Origin of the sequence: Lutibacter sp. (assembly GCF_041562875.1) — a bacterium.
Taxonomy (GTDB): domain Bacteria; phylum Bacteroidota; class Bacteroidia; order Flavobacteriales; family Flavobacteriaceae; genus Lutibacter.
Window position 1 is genome coordinate 1 of sequence record NZ_JBFFOE010000014.1, and the last position, 24,581, is coordinate 24,581.

A 24,581-nucleotide genomic window follows, 5' to 3' on the forward strand; every position below is an offset into this window, starting at 1 on the left:
ATCTATGCTTAACATAACATAATCAGGCTCTGCATCAGAACAGTCAGGTATAGCTGGGTCATTCTCTCCATTTTCTTTTGATGCAAATAAACTTTTACTTGCATCTGGTATAAAATTATTGATATCAAATACAACATCTTGTAATTGTTGTACTGGTATAATTTCAGTTGCTTCATCTTTATTACAAGATACCGCAAAGCCTATTAAAAATAACCCTAAAAGGATTTTAAATAAATTTTTCATAATTATAGTTTTAAAAATTAGTTAATAAAATCTTATTATAAATGTATAAGCATGCTGAACCAATTATGAGACTTAACAACAGTTGAACCAATTAAATTGGACAAAACATAGTATATATGTCTAATAAAGTTCTATTACTTTATAATAAGGAGTGATAAATTGAGGTTACAATTTTTTGGGGGGTAGTTAAAATAATTTAGTGCATAACATTATTTAATTTATTTTGAAATTAAAATAAAATTTAACACAATTGCTAAACAAGAATTATAATTACAATATAATTATACTATAAACTAAAGTGAGGTATAAAACAATTTATGAGGTTTAAACTTAAATAAACTTTTGATATCGCAAAGTTAAAATTATAAATTCTAGATTTTTATAATTTAGTGTACGAATATATTAAACTTATTATAAATAATTAAAGATTAATTAGTGTTTTAAACGGATTGCGCTATTTAATTAATAAATTGTCATAAAACACTCACATACAACTATGCAACTTAAGTTGCATAGTTGTATGTGAGTGTTTTCACTTATAAAATTAAAAAAACAAGTCAACTTAAAAAGTATAATTAAAATAAAAAAAATCCTATTTCATTTACTCTTATAAGAGCGAAATAGGATTTAAAAAAAATTATATTAATTACGTATCTTATTTTTTAGCTAACCTCTGCGCTTTGTAAAGTTGTCCTGCCTTCAGTTTACGCCAATATTCATTTAAATCTTCTTTTACTTCACCTGACATTAAATACAATCCAATAATATTTGGAAATGCCATAGCGAGAATCATCATGTCCGAAAAGTCTAAAACAGCTCCCAAACTTACAGATGCACCTATAACAACAAATACCAAGAAGAACATTTTATAAATCATTTCTGCTTTTTTACTTTTTCCAAATAAATAAGTCCAAGCACGCATTCCGTAATAAGACCAAGAAATCATAGTAGAAAAAGCAAATAAAAATATTGCGCCAGTTAATACATATGGGAACCATGAGATTACGGTTCCAAAAGCATCTGAAGTTAATTGTGCGCCACCCATACCAGAAACTTCATGCTTACCGGTAAAAATTAATACCAAAGCCGTTAATGTGCAAACCACAACGGTATCAATAAAAGGCTCTAATAAAGAAACAAATCCTTCAGAAGGCGGATTATTCGTTTTTGCAACACTATGTGCAATTGCGGCAGATCCAACACCTGCTTCATTAGAAAATGCAGCTCTTTGAAAACCTACAATCAATACTCCTATAATACCTCCTTTTAATGCTGATGGATTAAATGCTCCTTCATAAATTGCTGCAAATGCAGGACCTATGTTTTCTATATTTATAAATATTACCGCTAAACAAGCAACTACATAAATAGAGGCCATAATAGGAACTATTTTTTCTGTAACTTTTGCTATGCTTTGAATACCTCCAACAATAACGGCAGCTACAAGCAAAGAAATAATCACTCCAAACCAAAATCCATAACCAACCAATTCAGGAATTTGTCCGGAAACCGCTTCAAATGCTTGGTTGGCCTGAAACATATTACCACCACCAAATGAAGCTCCAACACATAAAACGGCGAATACACCTGCCAAAACTTTTCCTAACACTTTTTTATTTTGTTTTTCTAGTCCGTTACGCAAATAATTCATTGGACCTCCAAAAACTCTTCCGTCAGCAGCTATATCTCTATATTTCACACCTAAAGTACACTCCACAAATTTTGAAGACATTCCCAATAATCCTGCAAGAATAATCCAAAAAGTAGCTCCGGCACCCCCTAAAGAAATCGCAACGGCAACTCCGGCAATATTTCCCAAACCAACAGTTCCTGAAACCGCAGTGGCAAGTGCCTGAAAATGGGTAACTTGTCCAGGAGCATTTGGATCATCATATTTTCCGCGAGCCAAATCAATGGCATGTCTAAATCCTTTTATATTTATAAAGCCCATTCTAATAGTGAAAAATAGGGCGCCAATAGACAGCCAAATCACAATAAATGGAATATTCTTTTTTTGAATATCACCGTTTGGATGGAGTAAGGCAATTTTTTCATCATAAATAACAGCCGCATAAATATGGGCCCCTTCTTCTATAACGTCTCCCTTATTTTCAGAATTATAGATAGACTCACCTTCTTTTGCAAGGTGTTTTAAAGTACCGCTAACAAATGCTCTCCCTACTATTTCAGTTCCTCCTTTAGAGATAAGAGCAATTGTATCACCCTCTTTAACTTGGGTACCATCTTCAACTGTCCATTTTTTAATCAAAAATTCTCCTTTTATTCCAGGACTCCAACCAGGAATAGGAATGTTCTTTTTTTCTACATAAATATTTGGGTCATAAATTCCAACTGCTGAAAATGGATCCCAGAACAAAACCAAGGCAATACCATTTACAATAGGTGTAAAAGTTCCGTTAAATCGTTCAGAGATATTCTGCATGGGAACCGTATATTCTTTTGTCACTGTATTTCCAGTAGCATCCGTTATTACAACACTATAAGCAACACCTTCTACCAATCCGAAAGCCTTATTTGAAGTTAACAAAGTGCTTTGATTACTCCACTTATAAGTATATGGGGCCGAACCGCCAGAAACGTTTACCTCCATAATTCCATCATTGATTAACTCAGATGGATTTACAATATTTTCATGTACAATAAAATTCTGGGAAAATACTACTGTAGAAAATAGCAGAAGTATTGGAATTATAAATTTTGAATTCATAGTTTGTTAGTTGGTTATAATCTCTTTTAACCCCCCCAAGATGCTAAAAAATTTAGCTTGCCACAAATTTTTAATAGAAAACTTATTTATTTATTTCTAATTAGCTAGTTATGAGCCCTATAAAATTTGATGTAATTTTTCAATTTGATTTGGCCTACCTAATACAATTAAATTAGAATTTGGCTCTAATATAGTATTGGCTTCTGGATTTATAATATACTTATGATCTGCTGTTTTAAAACCAATGATTAAACAACCTGTTTTTTTACGTAAATCCAAATCTAAAATAGTTTTATTTAAAAATTCAGGAGACAAATCATTAATTGCAATTTCTTCTAAATTTGTTTCACACTCATCTGATATGGTTAATTTATCAACAAATTCAACTAAATCTGGTGTCACAACTAACGATGCCATATGTTCACCTCCAATTTTATCGGGCATTATTATATTTGTAGCTCCCGCAATTTTAAGTTTTTTGAAAGAAGATTCACTTGATGCTCTACTAATAATAGTAAAATGTTTATTTATTTGTCTGGCAGACAATACTACAAACAAATTATCAGCATCAGAAGGCAAAGCTGTAATTAGGCTTTTTGCATTTATAATTCCGGCTTCATTCAGCGTTTTATCATCTGTTCCATCTCCTTCAACATATAAAATATTGTTCAATTCTAATTCTTCAATAATTGCTTTATTTTTTTCAATAACTAAACAAGGCATATTAAACTTTTTGAGTTTAATAATTGCTTGTCTGCCATTACGTCCATATCCACACACCACAGTATGATTCTGAAGTTTCTGAATTTTTTTTTGCATCTTTTTATATTTTAGAAGTTGAAAAAAATTATCATTTGCTAAATATTCGGTTAAAGCGGTTACAGAATACCCATAAACCCCAATACTTAAAATTATTAAAACAATGGTAAATAATTTTTCTGATTGATTTAATTCATGAAGCGTCCCAAAACCAACAGTAGACATTGTAATTACGGTCATATACAATGAATCAACAAATGTTTCGTTAGAAATAATTAAGAACCCTACGACCCCTATTGTTAACACAACAGTCAATAAAATTAAAGATATATATAATTTTGCTTTTACAACCATAATTTATTATAAATCAAAAACTGAATTTCTTTTGGTGTAAATCATATCTTTTAATCGAAGTAAAAAAGCGAGCGTTAAATATATTCCAAAGGAAAACCCAAAAGTAACAAACGAAATATAAATAAAAAATAAGCGCACATTAGACACACGCATTCCTAATCTATCTGCAAATCTTGATGAAACCGCAAACCCGTGTTTTTCAAAATAATGTCGTAAAGAATCAATCCACATATTTAACTTATTATTTTTATGCAATATACTAATTTCCAAAATAAGATATACCTCTTTACCAAAATTGTAGTTACATTTTTTTAACTTTGCAACTTTCCAAAAATCTAATGATAAAACACGAAGAATATATTGAAGTTCTTGGAGCAAGAGTTCATAATTTAAAAAATATTGATGTTCGTATTCCTAGAGAAAAACTGGTAGTAATTACTGGTTTAAGCGGTAGTGGAAAATCATCATTAGCTTTTGATACCATTTATGCTGAAGGACAGCGAAGGTATATTGAAACTTTCTCAGCTTATGCACGTCAGTTTTTAGGTGGATTAGAACGCCCTGATGTTGATAAAATTGATGGCCTTTCGCCAGTAATTTCAATTGAGCAAAAAACCACTAATAAAAGTCCTCGCTCTACGGTTGGTACTATTACAGAAATCTACGATTTTTTACGTTTGCTATATGCGCGTGCTGCAGATGCTTACTCATACAACACCAATAAAAAAATGGTAAGTTACAGTGATGAGCAAATAAAAGAGCTTATTTTAAAAGATTTTGATCAAAAAAAAATTGTAATACTCGCCCCAATTATTAAATCAAGAAAAGGGCATTATCGAGAACTTTTTGAACAAATTGCCAAACAAGGATTTGTTAAAGTACGTGTAGATGGTGAAATTTTAGAAATTGAAAAAGGAATGCGTTTAGATCGTTACAAAATGCATGATATTGAAATTGTAATAGATCGCTTATTGATAAATAATTCTTCCGAAAAAAGATTGGAAGAAACCATTACAACAGCTTTATATTCAGGAGAAAATATTTTAATGGTTTTAGAACACGAAACCAATACTCCTCGCTATTTCAGTCGTGAATTAATGTGTCCTGAAACTGGTATTTCTTACCAAAATCCTGAACCTAATAATTTTTCGTTTAATTCTCCAAAAGGAGCCTGTGAAACATGTAACGGATTAGGGAAAATAAATAAAGTTAATCTTCAAAAAATAATTCCAGACAATACTATTTCTATAAAAAGTGGTGGAATTGTTCCTATTGGTGAACAAAAAACAAGTTGGATTTTTAAACAACTTCAATTAATTGCTGATCGCTATAAGTTTCAATTAACCGATCCTATTTCAAAAATTCCTAAGGAAGCCTTAGAAATTATTTTAAATGGTGGAAGTGAAAAATTTAAAATAGATTCAAAAGTAATGGGTGTAACTCGTACTTATGAAATTGATTTTGAAGGAATTATTAGCTTTATTGAAAGTCAATTTAATTTAAGTGAATCTACTTCCATAAAACGATGGGCAAAAGAATTTATGGATGAAATAGATTGTGAAACTTGTAACGGAAAACGACTTAAAAAAGAAGCTTTATATTTCAGGATAAACGAAAAAAACATCTCTGAATTGGCGCAATTAGACATTTCAGAATTGGCAGATTGGTTTGCTTCCATTGAAGAAAAATTAACTAATAAACAATTAAAAATAGCTTCAGAAATATTAAAAGAAATTAGAACCCGAATTCAGTTTTTATTAAATGTTGGATTGGATTATTTAACCTTAGATAGAAGCTCAAAATCATTATCTGGTGGAGAAGCACAACGCATTAGATTAGCAACGCAAATTGGATCTCAACTAGTTGGTGTTCTTTATATTTTAGATGAACCAAGTATTGGTTTACATCAACGAGACAATCAAAAATTAATAAATTCATTAATTGCTTTACGTGATGTTGGAAATTCTGTTATTGTTGTTGAGCATGATAAAGATATGATTGAACATGCTGATTATGTAATAGATATAGGCCCAGGAGCCGGGCATCATGGTGGTGAAATTGTTAGTGAAGGAACTTTTGAAGAACTGAAACAGCACAATACATTAACCGCGAATTATTTAAATGGTACTAAAAAAATTGAAGTCCCTAAAAAAAGAAGAAAAGGAAACGGACATACAATTACATTAGAAGGCGCAACAGGAAACAATTTAAAAAATGTAACCGTTGATTTTCCATTAGGAAAACTTATTTGTGTAACGGGTGTTTCAGGCAGTGGAAAATCTACTTTAATAAATGAAACGCTCTACCCAATATTAAATAAACATATTTATAGAGGCGTAAAAAAACCAATGCCTTATAAATCTATTAAAGGCTTAGAACACATAGATAAAGTGATTGCCATTGACCAATCGCCAATTGGTAGAACTCCACGCTCAAACCCAGCAACTTATACTGGTGTTTTTAGTGAAATTAGAAGTTTATATGCAAAAACAAGTGAAGCTTCTATAAGAGGATATAAGCCTGGAAGATTTTCGTTTAATGTAAAAGGTGGAAGATGTGAAACTTGCCAAGGTGGCGGTGTTCGTGTTATTGAAATGAACTTTTTACCTGATGTTCATGTTGAATGTGAAACATGCCAAGGCAAACGTTTTAATAGAGAAACGTTGGAAATTAGATACAAAGGAAAATCTATTTCCGATGTTTTAAATATGACCATTGACGATGCTGTTGATTTTTTTGAAAACATCCCTAAAATTTACAGAAGCCTAAAAACAATTCACGATGTAGGTTTAGGATATATTACACTTGGCCAGCAATCTACCACGCTTTCAGGTGGTGAAGCACAACGCATAAAACTAGCTTCGGAATTGTCTAAAAGAGATACAGGAAATACTTTTTATATTTTAGATGAACCAACAACAGGGCTTCATTTTGAAGATATTCGGGTTTTAATGGAAGTTTTAAACAAATTAACCAATAAAGGAAACACCATACTCGTTATAGAACATAATTTAGATGTTGTAAAATTAGCAGATCATGTAATTGATATTGGAATGGAAGGTGGTAAAAATGGAGGTCAATTAATTTGCTTTGGAACACCCGAAGAAGTAAGTACACATAAAAAAAGTTATACAGCACAATTCTTAAAGAAAGAATTAAATTAGAAAACTAATAAAAAAAACTGTTATTTAGCAACCAAAATTGATATTTAAAATTATATGACTCCCAACGAAGATCAAAAAATAAGAGAAAAGTTTAAGCAAAAAACGTGGAACGAAATTAAAACCAACGATTCTTGGGCTATATTTAAAATTATGGCTGAGTTTGTTGAAGGCTTTGAACGCTTAGGTAAAATTGGCCCTTGTGTTAGTATTTTTGGTTCTGCAAGAACAAAGCCAGATGATAAATATTATAAATTGGCTGAAAACATTGCTTATGAATTAACCCAAAATGGTTATGGAGTTGTTACTGGTGGCGGACCAGGAATTATGGAAGCCGGTAATAGAGGCGCTGCACGAGGGAAAGGTATTTCAGTTGGTTTAAATATTGAATTACCATTTGAACAACATGACAATCCGTATATAGATTCAGATAAAAGCTTAGATTTTGATTACTTTTTTGTTCGCAAAGTAATGTTTGTAAAATACTCTCAAGGTTTCGTTGTAATGCCTGGAGGCTTTGGAACTTTGGACGAACTTTTTGAAGCAATAACACTAATTCAAACTAAAAAAATAGGAAAATTCCCTATTGTCTTGGTTGGAAGAAAGTATTGGACTGGTTTAATGGATTGGATTAAAAATACATTGCTTGAAGAAGGAAGTATTAGTCCAAAAGATTTAGATTTAATCTCAATTGTTGATACAGAATCAGAAGTTATAGAGGTTATAAACAACTTCTATAAAAAATACAATTTAAGTCCTAATTTCTAATATAATTCGTTTGAAAAAGAATTTATTTATACTTTTATTATTATACTTTATTAGTTTGTACACGTATGCACAAACTAATAATATAAATATTTCTGCAACTTTAAATATTGAAACAAACGAACTGAAAATTCAACAAGAAACCACTTTTTATAATAAATCAGATAGTATTTTAAATGTTGTCTATTTTCATAATTGGGCGAATGCTTACAAGGATAAAAAGACACCTTTAGCTAAACGTTTTATAGAAAATTACTCTAAAACATTTCATTTTACAAATAATAAAAATAGAGGGAACACAACTATAAACAACATTTCTGTAAATTATGATAATACCACTTGGGAAATTACGGATGAAAATCCTGATATTTTAAAAGTAAATTTAAATCAATCATTATATCCAAATGACTCTGTTATTATAAATGCTACGTATATTGTTAAAATACCCAATGATAAATTTACTAATTATGGTGCAAGCTATTTTAGTTATAATTTAAGATATTGGTACTTAGCTCCAGCTAACTTCAGTAACTCATGGCAAACATATAATAACTTAGACTTAGATGATTTGTACATAGATTTTACAAACTATCATATTGACCTTAAAGTTCCTATAGATTATGTTGTAAATTGCAACTTAACAGCTTCAAACAAGCCTGAAAATGATTTTAACAATTATATTTTAGTTGGTAAAAACAAATTAGATATTGAGTTAAATATTACTAAAAATAATGATTTTATTGATTTTAATTTTGAAAAAACATTAATATCAACAAACTTAGATTCTGAAAAATTAGATTACAATCTTAAACACAGTATTTTAAAAAGAGAATTCTATTTTATTCAATCTTTTTTAGGAAAATTTCCGAATGAAAAATTATTGATTAATAAAATTGAATATGATAAAAACCCTGTGTATGGCTTTAATCAACTCCCTTCATTTTTAACCGCCTATAGTGATGCTTTTGAATGGGACATTCAACTGTTTAAAGTGCTTTCAAAAAAATATATTGATGAGCTTTTTTTGTTTAACAAAAGAGAAGATTACTGGTTAGCAGATGGTTTACAATCTTATTTAATGATTAAATATGTAGAAATGTATTATCCTGAAGTTAAGGCAATTGGTAATATTTCTGAGGTTTGGGGTATTAAAGGCTTTAATTTAGCTAAAATAAAATTTAATGAAAAATATCCTTTTGTTTATCAGTTTGCTGCACGGAAAAACATAGATCAAGCTCTAACTACACAAGCTGATTCACTTTCTAATTTTAATAGAAAAATTGTTAATAAATATAAAGCTGGATTAGGAATTAAATATTTAGAAACTTATTTAGAAGATAATACTATGTCTTCAATTATTTGGAATTTTTCTAGTAAAAATTCTGGAAATAAAGTTAAAAGTAAATCGTTTATTGATTATATTAAATCAATAACAAACAAAGATATTTCTTGGTTTGAAAATGAGTATTTAGAAACAACTAAAAAGGTTGATTATACAATTCAAAAAATAACTAAAAATAACGACTCATTAGATGTAACTATCTTGAATAAAAGAAATTTCACTACTCCCATTCAACTTTATGGAATTAAAGATAAAGAAATTAAATTTACAAAATGGCTTACGGGAATAGATTCAATTTCAAAAATTACAATTCCTAAAGATGGATTTGATAAACTCTCTCTAAATTATGAATCCCTTTTACCTGAGTTTAATTTGAGAAATAATTGGAAAAACGTAGAAAAAAAGTTATTCAATAGACCTTTTCAATTAAAATTTATGAAAGATATTGAGAACCCATATTACAATCAGTTTTTTTACACGCCTGTATTTAGGTATAATTATTATGATGGAGCCGTTTTAGGTTTAGCCTTATCAAATAAAACAATCTTAGATAAAAACTTCAATTATAAACTAACACCCTCCTACGGTACAACCAGTAAAACACTTTCTGGAACTTTTGCTTTAAAATATGAATACCATCCAGAAAATGAAAAAGTAAATAAATTAATAGCTGGAATTGCTGGTAGTAGTTTTCATTATGCTGAGAACTTAACTTATACTGCTGTTACACCTTTTGCATTGCTCGAGTTTAAAAGAAAAAGTTTAAGAGATGTAGGTAGTAATGCTATTTCAACATCTTATACACTTGTAGATCGTAAAAAATCTCCAAATCAAATAGAACACAATGAATCAAACAAATACAACGTATTTAATTTAAGTTATGGATATGCAAAACCAGAAATTATTGAAGATATAAGGTTTTCAACTGACCTTCAAGTATCCGATAAATTCAGTAAAATTTCATTAACTGGTCATTACCGAAAACTTACTGACACAAATAGACAATTTGATTTTAGAATTTTTGCTGGTGCATTTCTAAGTAACAATACTGAATCAGATTTTTTTAGTTTTGCACTTGATAGACCTAGTGATTATTTATTTCAATATGATTATTTAGGAAGATCAGAAACTTCAGGTTTTTTTAGCCAACAAGTTATTATTAATGAAGGTGGTTTTAAATCTAAACTCCCTGTCGCCTACGGAAATCAATGGTTAAGTACTATAAACACGAGTATTGGATTATGGAGATGGCTTGAAGTTTATAATGATGTAGGTTTTGTAAAAAACAGAAATCAAAAAGTTTATTTTGCTCATGAAAATGGAATACGTTTTAATTTTATACAAGATATCTTAGAAGTCTATTTCCCCTTACATTCTAATTTAGGTTGGGAAGTATCTCAACCAAGTTATAGTTCTAAAATAAGATTTGTACTGGTACTAAACCCCAAAAGAATATTTAATTTTGTAAAAAGAGGGTTTTATTAAATTAAAGATTATTATTCAATTTTTGAAATATCATTAAATAATTCTCAAAATTATTAATGTTTTTAACTTAAATTTTAAATTTAATTCAACTTCTAAGAGTTATTTTTAAATTTCATTTAAAAATTGTAAATTTGCAAAACTAAAAAAATCAAAAACATATGAGTGTTATACCTTCTAAGATAAACGAGCCACTTTCTTTTATTCAATTTAAAAAAGAAGTACTGCAAGATTATAAAACTGCAGTATTAAGTAGAGAGTGTAGTTTAATAGGTCGTAGAGAAGTTTTAACAGGCAAAGCAAAATTCGGTATTTTTGGCGATGGAAAAGAAGTCCCACAGCTTGCGATGGCAAAAGCTTTTAAAAAAGGTGATTTTAGATCAGGCTACTATCGTGATCAAACTTTTATGATGGCTATTGGAGAACTTACACCTCAACAATTCTTTGCCGGTTTATATGCACATGCTGATATTAATGCTGATCCAATGTCTGGTGGACGTCAAATGGGAGGCCATTTTGCAACACATAGTTTAGATGAAAAAGGACATTTTAAAAACTTAACAGAACAATACAACTCAAGTAGTGATATTTCTCCAACAGCAGGACAAATGCCTCGCATGCTAGGATTGGCATATGCTTCAAAACTTTTTAGAAATCTTTTGGAAATAAAAAACAGTAAGTTCTCTAACAATGGAAATGAAATTTCTTGGGGAACCATTGGAAATGCGAGTACTTCGGAAGGTGTATTTTTTGAAACCATAAACGCTGCAGGTGTATTACAAGTTCCTATGATTATTAATGTTTGGGATGATGATTTTGGTATTTCTGTACCAGCAAAATATCAAACTACAAAAGAGAGTATTTCTGAAATTTTAAAAGGATTTCAAAGAGAAAATGAAGTTAATGGTTATGAAATATTTGTAGTTAATGGTTGGGATTATCCTAAATTAATTGATGTTTACAGCAAAGCTTCTAAAATAGCACGTGAAGAGCATGTTCCCGTATTAATCCACGTAAAAGATTTAACACAACCTCAAGGTCATTCTACCTCAGGTTCACATGAACGCTACAAAACTAAAGAACGTTTAATTTGGGAAAAACAAAATGATTGCATTGTTAAAATGCGTGATTGGATTATTGAATTTAGTTTGCAAGATGAAAATAACAATACCCTAAAGTTTATAGATTCTGAAGAAGAGTTAATTAAAATTGAAAAAGAAGTTAAAAAAGAAGTAAGTCAGGCTAGAAGAGATGCGTGGAATGCTTTTTTAAATCCTATAAAAGAGGAAAAAAATACTTTAATTAATGTTCTTAATAATCTTTCAGAAAAAAGCAAAAACAAAGCTTTTATATTGAAACTTAAAAATGACTTAATTTCAATTCTTGAACCTTCAAGAAAAGACCTTTTATCTACAGCTAGAAAAATTATTGTGTATGTTAGAGATGAAAATTTAATTGAAAAAACTCAATTACAAAATTGGATTACTACTTATATAAAAACAAAACAACCAGCTTATAGCTCTCATTTATATAGCCAAACTGATAAAAGAGTAAGTCTTTCAAAAGAAGTGCTACCAACTTATAGTGAAAATGCTGAGCTAGTTGATGCAAGAATTATTATAAAAGATAATTTTGATACTTTATTTTCTAAATATAATAATGTATTTATTTTTGGTGAAGATGCTGGTAATATTGGTGATGTAAATCAAGGATTAGTTGGTCTTCAAGATAAATATGGAGAACTAAGAATTACAGATACAGGTATTAGAGAAGCAACCATAATTGGGCAAGGTATTGGAATGGCCTTAAGAGGTTTACGCCCAATTGCTGAAATTCAATATTTAGATTATTTGCTATACGGTTTGCAAATTTTAAGTGATGATTTAGCGACACTTCATTATAGAACAGCTGGTAAACAAAAAGCACCACTAATTATAAGAACACGTGGGCACAGATTAGAAGGAATTTGGCATTCGGGTTCACCAATGGGAGCAATTGTACATTCATTAAGAGGAATGAATATTTTAGTTCCAAGAAATATGACGAAAGCAGCTGGTTTCTACAATACATTATTAGAATGTGACGAACCTGCACTAATTGTCGAAAATTTGAATGGTTATCGATTAAAAGAAAAATTACCGAACAATTTTGGGGAATTTAAAACACCTATTGGTGAAGTTGAAACTATTAAATATGGTAATGATGTTACCGTTGTTTCTTATGGTTCAACTTTAAAAATTGTACAAGATGTTATAAATGATTTAGCACAAGTTGATATTGATATTGAAATTATTGATGTTCAAAGTTTACTTCCATTTGATAATAATCATGATGTGGTAAAAAGTATACAAAAAACAAATAGGCTTATTATTATTGATGAAGATGTTTCTGGAGGAGCATCAGCTTATTTGCTAAATGAAATTTTAGAAAAGCAAAACGCTTATGATTATTTAGATAGCAAGCCTATTACTATAACAGCAAAAGAACACAGAGCTGCTTATGGAACCGATGGTGATTATTTTTCTAAACCAAATGCTGAAGATATTTTTGAAAGTATTTACGCTATTATGCACGAAGTAAATCCAATGAAATACAAAAAATTGTATTAAGAATTACTAATTAAAAAATCCCGTAAAGACGGGATTTTTATTTATTATTTACTTGCAAAAAGCTTCACGTCGTTTTCTGAAACTTGTTTTTCACCTAAAATGATAAGTCTTTCAACCACATTTCTTAATTCTCGTATATTTCCAGTCCAATCATAATTCTGTAGTAATTTAATTGCTTGTGGAGAAAAAGATTTTACTGCTGTTCCCTGTTCACTTGCAATTTGCTCTGCGAAAAATTCAATCAAGAGTGGAATATCTTCCCTTCTTTCATTTAGGGCAGGAACATTTATTAAAATTACAGCAAGCCTATGATACAAATCTTCTCTGAAATTTCCTTCTAAAATTTCCTTTTTTAAATCTTTATTAGTTGCTGCTATTACTCTAACATTCACTTTTATATCTTTATCACTACCAACACGTGATATGGTATTTTCTTGTAAAGCTCTTAAAACTTTAGCTTGTGCTGAAAGACTCATATCTCCTATTTCATCTAAAAAAATAGTTCCTCCGTTTGCTGCTTCAAATTTACCAGCTCTATCTTTATTAGCGCCTGTAAACGAACCTTTAACGTGCCCAAACAACTCACTTTCAATTAATTCAGATGGAATTGCTGCACAATTCACCTCAATCATTGGTCCTCTAGTTCTTTCGCTTTTTTCGTGTATCCAATGTGCAACTAACTCTTTCCCTGTTCCATTAGGACCTGTAATAAAAACACGAGCATCAGTTGGTGCAACTTTTTCAATCATTGCTTTAATATGAGATATGGCTTCACTTTCGCCAATCATCTCATATTTTTTACTTACTTTTTTCTTTAAAAATTTGTTTTCAACAACCAGCTCTTTATTTTCAAGCGCATTTCTAACGGTATTTAATAAACGATTTAAATCTGGTGGTTTAGAAATATAATCAAATGCACCTAAACGCATTGTATTAACAGCCGTATCTAGGTCACCATGACCTGAAATCATAACAACTGGAATTTCAGGTTTTAAGTTTTTAATTTTTTCAAGTACTTCAACACCATCCATTTTTGGCATTTTGATATCACATAATACTAAATCAAAATCAGATTTTGAAATCATTTCAATTCCAACCAAACCATCTTCAGCTTCTTCAACTTCATAGGTTTCATTTTCTTCAGAAATTATTTTTTTTAATACTCTGCGAATTGCAGCTTCATCTTCTATTATTAATATTTTTGACATCTTATCTTTTATTTTTTATGCTGAAATAAATGCACATCTCTTTGTGGAAAAGGAATTTGAATATTATGCTCTCTAAATTTTTCATCAATAGCATACCGTAAATCACTTTTAATTTTAGGATGTGAAAAACTATCATTAATTGTAAATAACAACCTAAATAATAGAGCACTATCTCCAAAATCTATAAATAAAACTTCCATTCTTTTTGAATTTAAAACTTTTGGATGTTTTTTGGCTATTTCAAGAAGTGTATTTTTCACCAATTCAACATCTGACCCATAAGCTACTCCAACATCAACCGTTTCTATAATTAACTTCCCATTTTGTGTCCAATTGAATAAGCTATGTGTTAAAAATACATGATTAGGTATAATTAAAACTTTTTCATAAATAGTGATAGCCCTTGTCGTTCTTAAATTTATTTCAAAAACTTTACCAATTTTACCATCAATTTCAATAATATCATTTAATCGCAATGTTTTATCTAATAAAATAAATATTCCTGATAAAATATCTTGAAATAACGTTTGAAGCCCTAAACCAATACCAACAAGTAAAGCCGCAGAACCAGCTAAAAAAACACTTACATTAACACCTGAGGACTCAAATACAATTACAATTACAAAAACATATATTAAATATCTTAGAAAGGTGAAAACAGATTTAAACTTTCCTTTATCTTCTTCTTCTAATCTTTTATTAACAATTTTTCTAGTTAACTTAATTAAAAAATTAGTAATTATGATTCCTGAAATTAAAACTAGAATTACCTTCAATGAAATTTTAATATCGTCACTAAACTGAAACGAATAATTTAATATTTCCTTAAGTTTTTCCATCTTTTAATACTTTAACCATTTATACAATTCTTTATAACTTGGCTTTTTACCATACATTAAGATTCCAACTCGGTAGATTTTTGCAGCAAACCAAACTATTGCAATAAAAGTAATTATTAACAAAAACATAGATAAAACTATTTGCCACCAAGGAACTCCGAATGGAATACGCATTAACATTACTATTGGTGATGTTAATGGAAATAGTGAAAACCCTAACGCAATTGGCCCATGTGGATTTTCAATAACTGAAAAACCAACATAAATAGCAATAATTAGTGGCATTAAAACTGGCATCATAAATTGTTGTGTATCCGTTTCGCTATCAACAGCTGCACCAATTGCTGCGTAAATTGAACTATAGATTAAATAACCACCTAAAAAGTAAATGATAAACGAGAAAAACATGGTAAGAATTGGTAAATTCTTTATTTCTTGAAGTACTAATTGTAAATCATTGGTTGATGTTTCTTGTACTTGTTGCAACATCTCTGGATTCATTTTAGACATTGCTGAACCTGAACTTGCTGCTTCAATGCCAAAAATATAAGTGATTGCAGTTAATATTAAACCTGCTGAAATTGCCCAAATAACAAATTGTAAAACACCTGCCAAGGCATTTCCTAATATTTTACCAAGCATTAGTTGAAAAGGTTTTACTGAAGAAATAATTACTTCAATAATTCTGCTTGTTTTTTCTTCAATAACACTACGCATTACTGAGGTACCATAAATAATAATAAACATAAAAATTAAGTAACCAAAACCTCCTCCAGCTGCCATTCTTAAAAGGCTACCAATTTTTGATGATTTTTCTCCTGAAAAATTTTCAGTAACAATATCAACATTAGTTTCTGTCGCTTTTATTTTATCAATATCAAAATGAAGTTGCTCAATCTTTAAGTCTCTAATTTTCTTCTCAAGCTTATTTTCTATTTCACTTAATAAATTTAAACTTGGTGTATCTTCAGAAAAAAAAGAAATTCCTCTTGAAAGATCCACTAAACTATCATTTTGTGGGATATATAATAATCCGTAGTAAAATTCTTTTGTTTTTGCTCTAGCTTCTTCTAATCCTAAGGCTGTTAAATCTATATATTTTGTAGATTCTGAATTATCAAAAATTGAAGCCAATTGATGTGATTCGTCTACAAAAGCAACAGTACGTATTTCTTCACTATTTTTCTCATTCAAAAAAACAATTAACGAAAATAATCCTACCATCAATAGCGGACTCAAAATTGTTAATATGATAAACGATTTATTTTTAACTTTTGCTAAAAACTCTCTTTTTATAATTAATTTTAATTTATCCATTATTGGCAACTGCTTTTAAAAATATATCATTTACACTTGGAATAACTTCCGTGAAATGTGTTATTTGTGCTTTATTATTTAAAAATTGAATCATATCACTGGAAGTTTCACCATTTTTTAAACTTATTAAAAGTCTTAAATCATTATTAAACGAAGGTGATTTTGAGTTTTCAACAATAAATTTAGAATTAATTTGGTTAAAAACAGCTTCTTTATCGGCACATAAAAGCCCAACTTCATACTGGTTGGTTTTATAGTGTTGCTTTATATCATTTAATTTACCATCCAATATTTTATTGGATTTGTTTATTAATGCAATATTATCACATAACTCTTCAACTGATTCCATTCTATGTGTTGAGAAAATAATACTTGCACCTTCATCTCTCAATTGTAAAATTTCATCTTTAATTAAATTTGCATTAATTGGATCAAATCCACTAAAGGGCTCATCAAAAATTAACAACTTAGGAGCATGTAAGACAGTAACAATAAATTGCACTTTTTGTGCCATTCCTTTTGAAAGTTCCTGTATTTTTTTGCCCCACCAATCTGTGATTTCAAATTTTTCAAACCAATATGAAAGTTTCTTTTTTGCCTCGGCTTTAGACATTCCTTTAAGTTGAGCTAAATACAATGCCTGCTCACCTACTTTCATACTTTTGTACAAACCACGTTCTTCTGGTAAATATCCAATATTCTGAATATGATGCGGTTGCAGTTTTTCACCATCTAAATATACAGTCCCACTATCAGGCAGAGTAATTTGATTAATTATTCTAATTAAAGAAGTTTTTCCAGCTCCGTTTGGACCTAATAATCCAAATACACTTCCTTCTGGAACTGAAATTGAAACGTTGTTTAATGCTACAAAATTTCCATAATTTTTACATACATTTTCAACGGTTAAAATATTTTTCATTCTTTAGCTTTTGATTCAGTGAACGAAAATAATTTTAATTTATTAGAAATGGGCTAAACTTTTACTAAAATTATTAAAGTTTATCAATATATTTTTGCTGAATTGTTTTTAACAATTCAATTGTTGCCTTAGGTTTTACAATACGTAATATTTCCGTAATGCCATCATTTTCATATAAAATTCCTTTAGCTATATCATAATTTCTATCTGCAATATTATTTTTAACTTCAAAAGTTATTTTTCTAAAATTTTCCCAAGTCATATATTTTGGAACTTCAACATAATACGTATTATCTTCATCTTTAGAATGATAGATTCCTTTTTCTAATTCTTCAATATTAAAAAATCTATTAATTCTAATTAATGCATCAACATCATGAAATTTCTCACTTTTAGCAAAATCATAGCCTTCATCAAAATAATATTGTTGAATTTGAGCAATATCAGGATATCTATTTATTCCTTTTACTCGTACTCCATTTAATTTACGATCATTTATGGTTATCTCACATTTAGCTCCATGAAGTTGTAAATTATATTTTTTATTAATTTTACTTGTTACACGTAAAATTTTTTCAAATGAATTAGGTGTTTTAGTGACAAAGATTATGGAGTTTGGTTTCTCTACCTCTGTAAATCTTCCATAATAATTTTTATAAGGATCAGGAACATTTATAACAAATGTTTTAGGCATTTTATTTTCATCAACGGTATCAATATTCTCTTGTATAATAATTTTTCCAATAAGCTCTCTGGTTCCCATAATATTTACATTTTGTTTGATGTTTTAAACTTATTCTTTTTTTTGATAATAAACAAACAAAAGTTACAGAACAACATAATTTTTTAAAATTTATTATGCGTGCATAGTATTTTTATATATATTTGGGAATGCAAAAGGAAAAAACCATCGATCACACATTAAGAGCAACATGGCAAATGGTAGCAAAAATGTATAATGAACAAGCCGCAAAACATGAGAGTACCATGGCAATGGCTTTTGTGCTGTTAAACATTGATAAAGAAAAAGGAACGCCATCTACTTCCTTAGGTCCCTTAATGGGAATGGAACCTACAAGTCTATCCCGTATTTTAAAAAGCATGGAGGAAAAAGGAGCTATATATAGAGAAAAAAACCCTAAAGATGGGCGTGGAGTTCTTATAAAACTTACAGATTTTGGTATTGAGAAAAGAAATATATCAAAACAATATGTTATTAAGTTTAACCAAACTGTTAATGAACATATTTCTGCTGAAAAAATAAAAAACTTTTTTGAAGTTACTGAAACAATAAATGATTTAATAAGTAACAAAATGATTTTTGGAATTAATTCGACTAAATAAAAATATAAACTCAAAACAATGAAAAGATCAATAAAAAAAGTAGCTGTAATTGGTTCCGGTATTATGGGATCAGGTATTGCTTGTCATTTCGCAAACATTGGTGTAGAAGTTTTGTTACTGGATATAGTTCCTCGTGAATTAAATACAGTAGAAAAAACAAAAGGACTAACACTAGAAAGTAAGGTGGTACGAAACAGAATAGTTAATGATAGTTTAATGGCTTCATTAAAATCTAAACCGTCACCTATTTACAATCAAAAATTTGCCAGTAGAATTTCCACTGGGAACTTAGATGATGATATTTCTAAAATTAAAGATGTTGATTGGGTAATTGAAGTTGTTGTTGAGCGTCTTGATATTAAAAAATCAGTATTTGAAAAAGTTGAAAAATATCGTACACCTGGTACTTTAGTTTCTTCAAATACTTCTGGTATTCCTATAAAATTTATGAGTGAAGGCAGAAGTGATGATTTTAAGCAACATTTTGCAGTAACACACTTTTTTAATCCAGTTCGATACCTAAAACTTTTTGAAGTGGTTCCTGGGCCAGACTGTAAACAAGAAGTCACAGATTTCTTAATGATGTATGGTGAAAAATTCTTAGGGAAAACATCGGTTTTAGCAAAAGATACACCTGCGTTTATTGGAAATAGAGTAGGGATTTTTGGAATTATGAGTTTATTCCATCAAGTTAAAGAATTAGGATTAACGGTTGAAGAAGTTGATAAATTAACAGGACCCGTGATTGGTAGACCGAAATCTGCAACTTTTAGAACTGTTGATGTGGTTGGTTTAGATACTTTAGTACATGTTTCTAACGGAATATATGAAAACTGTCCTGATGACGAAGCTCACGATTTATTTAAACTACCAACGTTCATTAATAGTATGATGGAAAACAATTGGTTAGGAAGTAAAACTAAGCAAGGTTTTTACAAAATGGTTGTTGAAAACGGTCAAAAAAATATTTTATCATTAGATTTAGATACACTTGAATACCGTCCAAATAAAAAAGCAAAATTTGCAACACTTGAAATGACTAAAACTATTGATAATGTTATTGATAGATTTAGAGTGCTTATAAAAGGAAAAGATAAAGCAGGTGAATTTTATAGAAAGAACTTTGCTGCAATGTTTGGCTATGTTCAAAACAGAATTCCTGAAATTTCAGATGAGTTGTATCGTTTAGATGATGCTATGAAAGCTGGTTTTGGTTGGGAGCATGGTCCCTTCGAAATTTGGGATTCAATTGGTATTGAAAAAGGAATTGAGCTAATGCAAGCCGAAAATATTCCTGTTGCTAATTGGGTAACTGAAATGCTTAAAAGTGAAAATAAGACTTTCTACACTATAAAAGAAGGAGCAAAATATTATTATTCAATTCCTTCAAAAAAACAAGAAAAAATTCCTGGACAAGACAGTTTTATCATTCTAAATAATGTTAGAGAAGCAAAAACAATTTGGTCTAATGCAGGTGCTTCTATTCAACACTTAGGTGATGGAGTTTTAAACGTAGAATTTCAATCTAAAATGAACACATTAGGTGGCGAAGTTTTACAAGCCATAAATAAAGGAATAGATTTAGCTGAAACTGAATACGACGCAGTAATTTTAGGAAATCAAGCTCCTAACTTTTCTGTTGGTGCAAATTTAGCAATGGCATTTATGATGGCTATTGAGCAGGAATATGATGAACTTAATATGTCTGTAAAATATTTTCAAGACACTGTTATGCGTTTACGCTATTCATCATGTCCAACAATTATTGCTCCACACGGATACACTTTTGGTGGTGCTTGTGAAATGAGTATGCACGCAGATAAAGTAATTGCTGCTGCTGAAACTTATATTGGCTTAGTTGAATTTGGAGTAGGAATTATTCCTGGTGGAGCTGGTTCAAAAGAAATGGCAAAAAGAGCTTCTGATGGTTTATTGAAAGATGATGTTAAACTTAATAAACTACGTGATTATTTTATAAATGTAGCTATGGCTAATGTTGCAACATCTGCACACGAAGCATTCGATTTAGGTTTCTTTAAAAAACACAAAGACATTGTTGTTGTTAATAAAGACCGTCAAATTGCAACTGCAAAGCGCCACGCAATTTTGATGCTTGAAGATGGTTATACTAAACCAGCTCCTGAAAAAGTATTGGTATATGGACAACAAGCTTTAGGTATGTTTTTAGTTGGAACTGACAGTTTAGAAAAAGGACATTATGCATCTGAGCATGATAAAAAAATAGCAAACAAATTGGGTTATGTAATGGCTGGTGGAGATTTGTCTGAACCAACATATGTATCTGAACAATATTTATTAGACATTGAACGTGAAGCAATTATGAGCTTATTTGGCGAACGAAAAACGCTAGAGCGAATTGAACATATGTTAAAAACAGGTAAACCTTTAAGAAACTAAAAACATGAAAACAGCATATATAGTACAAGGATATAGAACCGCAGTTGGTAAAGCTCCAAAAGGTGTTTTTCGATTTAAAAGACCTGATGAATTGGCTGCTGAAACAATTGAACATTTATTAAAAGATTTTCCACAATTAGATAAAAAAAGAATTGATGATGTAATTGTTGGAAATGCCATGCCTGAAGCTGAGCAAGGTTTAAATATGGGACGATTAATTTCATTAATGGGATTAAAAATTGAAGATGTTCCTGGAATGACCGTTAATAGATATTGTGCATCAGGATTAGAAACTGTAAGTATTGCAGTTGCTAAAATTCAATCTGGAATGGCAGATTGTATAATTGCAGGTGGTGTAGAAAGTATGAGTTATATTCCAATGGGTGGTTATCGTCCAGTTCCAAATTATAAATCGGCTAAAGAAGGGCATGAAGATTATTATTGGGGAATGGGATTAACAGCTGAAGCAGTAGCTAAACAATTTAAAGTTTCTCGTGAAGATCAAGATGAGTTTTCTTTTAAATCACATATGAAAGCACTAGAAGCTCAAGCTCAAGGTAAATTCAATGATGATATTGTTCCAATTACTGTTGAAAATATATTTTTAGATGAAAATGGTAAAAAACAAACAAAAAATTATACAGTATCTACTGATGAAGGACCAAGAAAAGGAACGTCGGTTGAAGCTTTAGCTAAATTAAGACCTGTTTTTGCCAATGGAGGAAGTGTTACTGCTGGTAATTCATCTCAAATGAGTGATGGCGCAGCATTTGTTTTAGTAATGAGTGAAGAAATGGTAAAAGAATTGAATATTGAGCCTATAGCTCGAATGGTTTCTTTTGCTGCAGTTGGTATTGAGCCACGCATCATGGGAATGGGACCTGTAAAGGCAATACCAAAAGCTTTAAAACAAGCAAACTTAACGTTAAATGATATTGATTTAATTGAACTAAATGAAGCTTTTGCTTCACAATCATTAGCTGTAATGCGAGAATTAGATATCAACCAAGCCATTGTAAATGTAAATGGAGGCGCTATTGCAATGGGACATCCGCTAGGTTGTACCGGAGCAAAACTTTCAGTACAATTATTTAACGAAATGCGAAGACGTAAAAACAAATATGGTATTGTAACTATGTGTGTTGGAACAGGGCAAGGCGCAGCAGGAGTTTACGAATTATTAAAATAAAACATCTAAATAGTAACTTAAAATGGCAACAATAAAAGGAGGAGAATTCCTAATCAAAGAAATTAAATCTGAAGATATTTTTATTTCAGAAGAGTTTAGTGAAGAACAAAAAATGATGAAAGATGCGGTTATTGAATTTATTGACCGTGAAGTTTGGCCTCATAAAGAACGATTTGAAAAGAAAGATTATGCATTAACTGAGGAAGTAATGCGTAAAGCTGGTGAAATGGGATTTTTAGGTGTTTCAATTCCTGAAGTATATGGAGGTATTGGAATGGGATTTGTATCAACAATGTTAGTAACTGATTATATTTCATCTGCTACAGGATCATTAGGAACAGCTTTTGGTGCGCACACTGGAATTGGAACTATGCCAATTTTTTTATATGGGACTGAAGAACAAAAACAAAAATATTTACCATTATTAACATCTGGTGAAAAATTTGGTGCATACTGTTTAACAGAACCGGGAGCAGGTAGCGATGCCAATTCTGGTAAAACAACTGCCGAATTAACTGCAGATGGAAAGCACTATAAAATTAATGGACAAAAAATGTGGATTTCAAATGCAGGTTTTGCAGAAATTTTCATTGTTTTTGGTCGTATTGAAAAAGATAAAAACATCACAGCTTTTATTTTAGATTTTGATAAAAACAATCCAAATGGTGTAACATTAGGTGAAGAAGAAAACAAACTTGGAATTACATCTTCCTCAACACGACAAGTATTTTTTAATGATACTTTAGTGCCTGTTGAAAATATGTTAGCTGGCCGAGGTGAAGGTTTTAAAATTGCTTTAAACTCATTAAATGTTGGCCGTATTAAATTAGGTGCAGCTTGTTTAGATGCTAGCAGAAGAATTATTACTGAGTCTGTTAATTATGGAAATGAACGTATCCAATTTAAAACAGCAATTTCTAATTTTGGTGCTATTCAGAAAAAATATGCTGAAATGAGTGCTAAAACTTTTGCTCTTGATGCTGGTTGTTACAGATCAGCTAAAGACATACAAAATATGATTGATGAGTTATTAGCAGAAGGTAAATCTCATCAAGAAGCAGAATTAACTGCTTTTAGTGAATATGCTATTGAATGTGCCATTATAAAAGTATTTGGCTCTGAAGTTTCTCAATTTGTATCTGATGAAGGTATTCAAATATTTGGAGGAATGGGATTCTCCAAAGACACACCAATGGAAAGTGCCTGGAGAGATGCTCGTATCACTAGAATTTATGAAGGAACCAATGAAATTAATAGGCTTTTAACTGTTGGAATGTTGCTTAAAAAAGCAATGAAAGGTGAAATTGACCTAATAACTCCAGCTACAGAAGTTGGAAATAGTTTAATGGGAATTCCTTCTTTTGACACACCTGATTTTTCTGAATTATTATCAGAAGAAAAAGCAATGATTACTAAATTAAAAAATGCTTTTTTAATGATTGCCGGAAAAGCTGTTCAAACCTATGGAATGAATTTAGATAATCACCAACAATTAATATTGGCTGCTGCAGAAATAATGATTGAAATTTATATGGCTGAATCTGCTTTATTAAAAGCTGAAAAAATAGCAAAACTTACTTCAGAGAAAGAAGGTGAAATTCAAATAGCAATGGCAAAATTAAATTTATACAATGCTGTAGAAAAAACAACTAGCTTTGGTAAAGAAGCCGTCCTTTACTTTTCGGAAGGTGATGAACAAAGAATGATGCTTATGGGCTTAAAACGATTTACTAAATACGTGAATAACCCAAACCCAATTGCGCTACGTAAAATAATTGCTTCTAAAGTTATTGCTGAAAACAAATATTGTTTCTAAACTTAACTTAGATTTTATTTAAGTATTCATTAAAAAACTGTAACAATATTGTTACAGTTTTTTTTATTAATCACTAAAATTTTGA

General features: G+C 30.0%; 17 protein-coding genes. 8 read left to right on the plus strand and 9 right to left on the minus strand.

What is annotated here, in order from left to right; genetic code table 11:
• The 4 genes from ABY863_RS03485 to ABY863_RS03500 all read right to left on the minus strand — a co-directional run.
• The coding region (locus tag ABY863_RS03485) for a hypothetical protein (RefSeq protein WP_372792875.1) at positions 1-243 on the minus strand (243 nt) is incomplete at its 3' end.
• A gap of 655 nt (positions 244-898) precedes the next feature.
• Entirely contained in the window at positions 899-2,971 is a 2,073-nt protein-coding gene (locus ABY863_RS03490) for an amino acid carrier protein (RefSeq protein ID WP_372792876.1), read from the minus strand.
• Positions 2,972-3,088: 117 nt separating this feature from the next.
• Positions 3,089-4,084 (minus strand): TrkA family potassium uptake protein, encoded by a 996-nt coding sequence (locus ABY863_RS03495; protein ID WP_372792877.1) that lies wholly within the window; start codon positions 4,082-4,084, stop codon positions 3,089-3,091.
• 6 nt (positions 4,085-4,090) lie between these two features.
• Complete coding sequence (locus tag ABY863_RS03500; RefSeq protein WP_372792911.1) at positions 4,091-4,315, minus strand: PspC domain-containing protein; 225 nt, start codon at positions 4,313-4,315, stop codon at positions 4,091-4,093.
• Between the two features lie 107 nt (positions 4,316-4,422).
• Between ABY863_RS03500 and uvrA the strand changes: the two genes are divergently transcribed.
• The 4 genes from uvrA (at position 4,423) to ABY863_RS03520 (ending at position 13,443) form a co-directional block, all read left to right on the plus strand.
• Positions 4,423-7,248: an excinuclease ABC subunit UvrA gene (gene uvrA, locus ABY863_RS03505; RefSeq protein ID WP_372792878.1), complete on the plus strand. Its 2,826-nt coding sequence runs from the start codon at positions 4,423-4,425 to the stop codon at positions 7,246-7,248.
• A 54-nt stretch (positions 7,249-7,302) separates the two neighbouring features.
• Positions 7,303-8,013, plus strand: coding sequence for a TIGR00730 family Rossman fold protein (locus ABY863_RS03510; protein WP_372792879.1), 711 nt, complete (start codon positions 7,303-7,305; stop codon positions 8,011-8,013).
• A 10-nt stretch (positions 8,014-8,023) separates the two neighbouring features.
• Complete coding sequence (locus ABY863_RS03515) at positions 8,024-10,837, plus strand: aminopeptidase (protein WP_372792880.1); 2,814 nt, start codon at positions 8,024-8,026, stop codon at positions 10,835-10,837.
• Between the two features lie 158 nt (positions 10,838-10,995).
• Positions 10,996-13,443 (plus strand): thiamine pyrophosphate-dependent enzyme, encoded by a 2,448-nt coding sequence (locus tag ABY863_RS03520; protein ID WP_372792881.1) that lies wholly within the window; start codon positions 10,996-10,998, stop codon positions 13,441-13,443.
• 44 nt (positions 13,444-13,487) lie between these two features.
• Here ABY863_RS03520 and ABY863_RS03525 read toward each other — a convergent pair whose 3' ends face one another.
• The 5 genes from ABY863_RS03525 to ABY863_RS03545 form a co-directional block, all read right to left on the minus strand.
• Positions 13,488-14,651 carry a sigma-54-dependent transcriptional regulator gene (locus ABY863_RS03525; RefSeq protein ID WP_372792882.1) on the minus strand — a complete coding sequence of 388 codons (1,164 nt, stop codon included), beginning with the start codon at positions 14,649-14,651 and terminating at the stop codon, positions 13,488-13,490.
• An 8-nt stretch (positions 14,652-14,659) separates the two neighbouring features.
• Entirely contained in the window at positions 14,660-15,490 is an 831-nt protein-coding gene (locus ABY863_RS03530; protein ID WP_372792883.1) for a mechanosensitive ion channel family protein, read from the minus strand.
• Between the two features lie 3 nt (positions 15,491-15,493).
• On the minus strand, positions 15,494-16,807 hold the full coding sequence (locus tag ABY863_RS03535; protein ID WP_372792884.1) for an ABC transporter permease: 1,314 nt from the start codon (positions 16,805-16,807) through the stop codon (positions 15,494-15,496).
• A complete protein-coding gene (locus tag ABY863_RS03540) occupies positions 16,800-17,729 on the minus strand; it encodes an ABC transporter ATP-binding protein (protein ID WP_372792885.1) in 930 nt (309 codons plus the stop codon). The genes ABY863_RS03535 and ABY863_RS03540 overlap by 8 nt, the downstream gene beginning before the upstream one ends.
• A 73-nt stretch (positions 17,730-17,802) precedes the next feature.
• The gene (locus ABY863_RS03545) at positions 17,803-18,492 is read right to left on the minus strand and encodes a hypothetical protein (protein WP_372792886.1); all 690 of its coding nucleotides are present in this window, start codon (positions 18,490-18,492) and stop codon (positions 17,803-17,805) included.
• Positions 18,493-18,620: 128 nt separating this feature from the next.
• Here ABY863_RS03545 and ABY863_RS03550 point away from each other — a divergent pair, with 128 nt between their 5' ends.
• Genes ABY863_RS03550 through ABY863_RS03565 form a run of 4 tightly spaced genes read left to right on the plus strand, consistent with a single transcriptional unit; the run spans position 18,621 to position 24,496 of the window.
• Positions 18,621-19,073 carry a MarR family winged helix-turn-helix transcriptional regulator gene (locus ABY863_RS03550; protein WP_372792887.1) on the plus strand — a complete coding sequence of 151 codons (453 nt, stop codon included), beginning with the start codon at positions 18,621-18,623 and terminating at the stop codon, positions 19,071-19,073.
• 18 nt (positions 19,074-19,091) lie between these two features.
• Complete coding sequence (locus ABY863_RS03555; protein ID WP_372792888.1) at positions 19,092-21,491, plus strand: 3-hydroxyacyl-CoA dehydrogenase/enoyl-CoA hydratase family protein; 2,400 nt, start codon at positions 19,092-19,094, stop codon at positions 21,489-21,491.
• 4 nt (positions 21,492-21,495) lie between these two features.
• A complete protein-coding gene (locus ABY863_RS03560) occupies positions 21,496-22,680 on the plus strand; it encodes an acetyl-CoA C-acyltransferase (protein WP_372792889.1) in 1,185 nt (394 codons plus the stop codon).
• A 22-nt stretch (positions 22,681-22,702) separates the two neighbouring features.
• Positions 22,703-24,496 carry an acyl-CoA dehydrogenase family protein gene (locus ABY863_RS03565; protein ID WP_372792890.1) on the plus strand — a complete coding sequence of 598 codons (1,794 nt, stop codon included), beginning with the start codon at positions 22,703-22,705 and terminating at the stop codon, positions 24,494-24,496.
• The last annotated feature ends 85 nt before the right edge of the window (positions 24,497-24,581 follow it).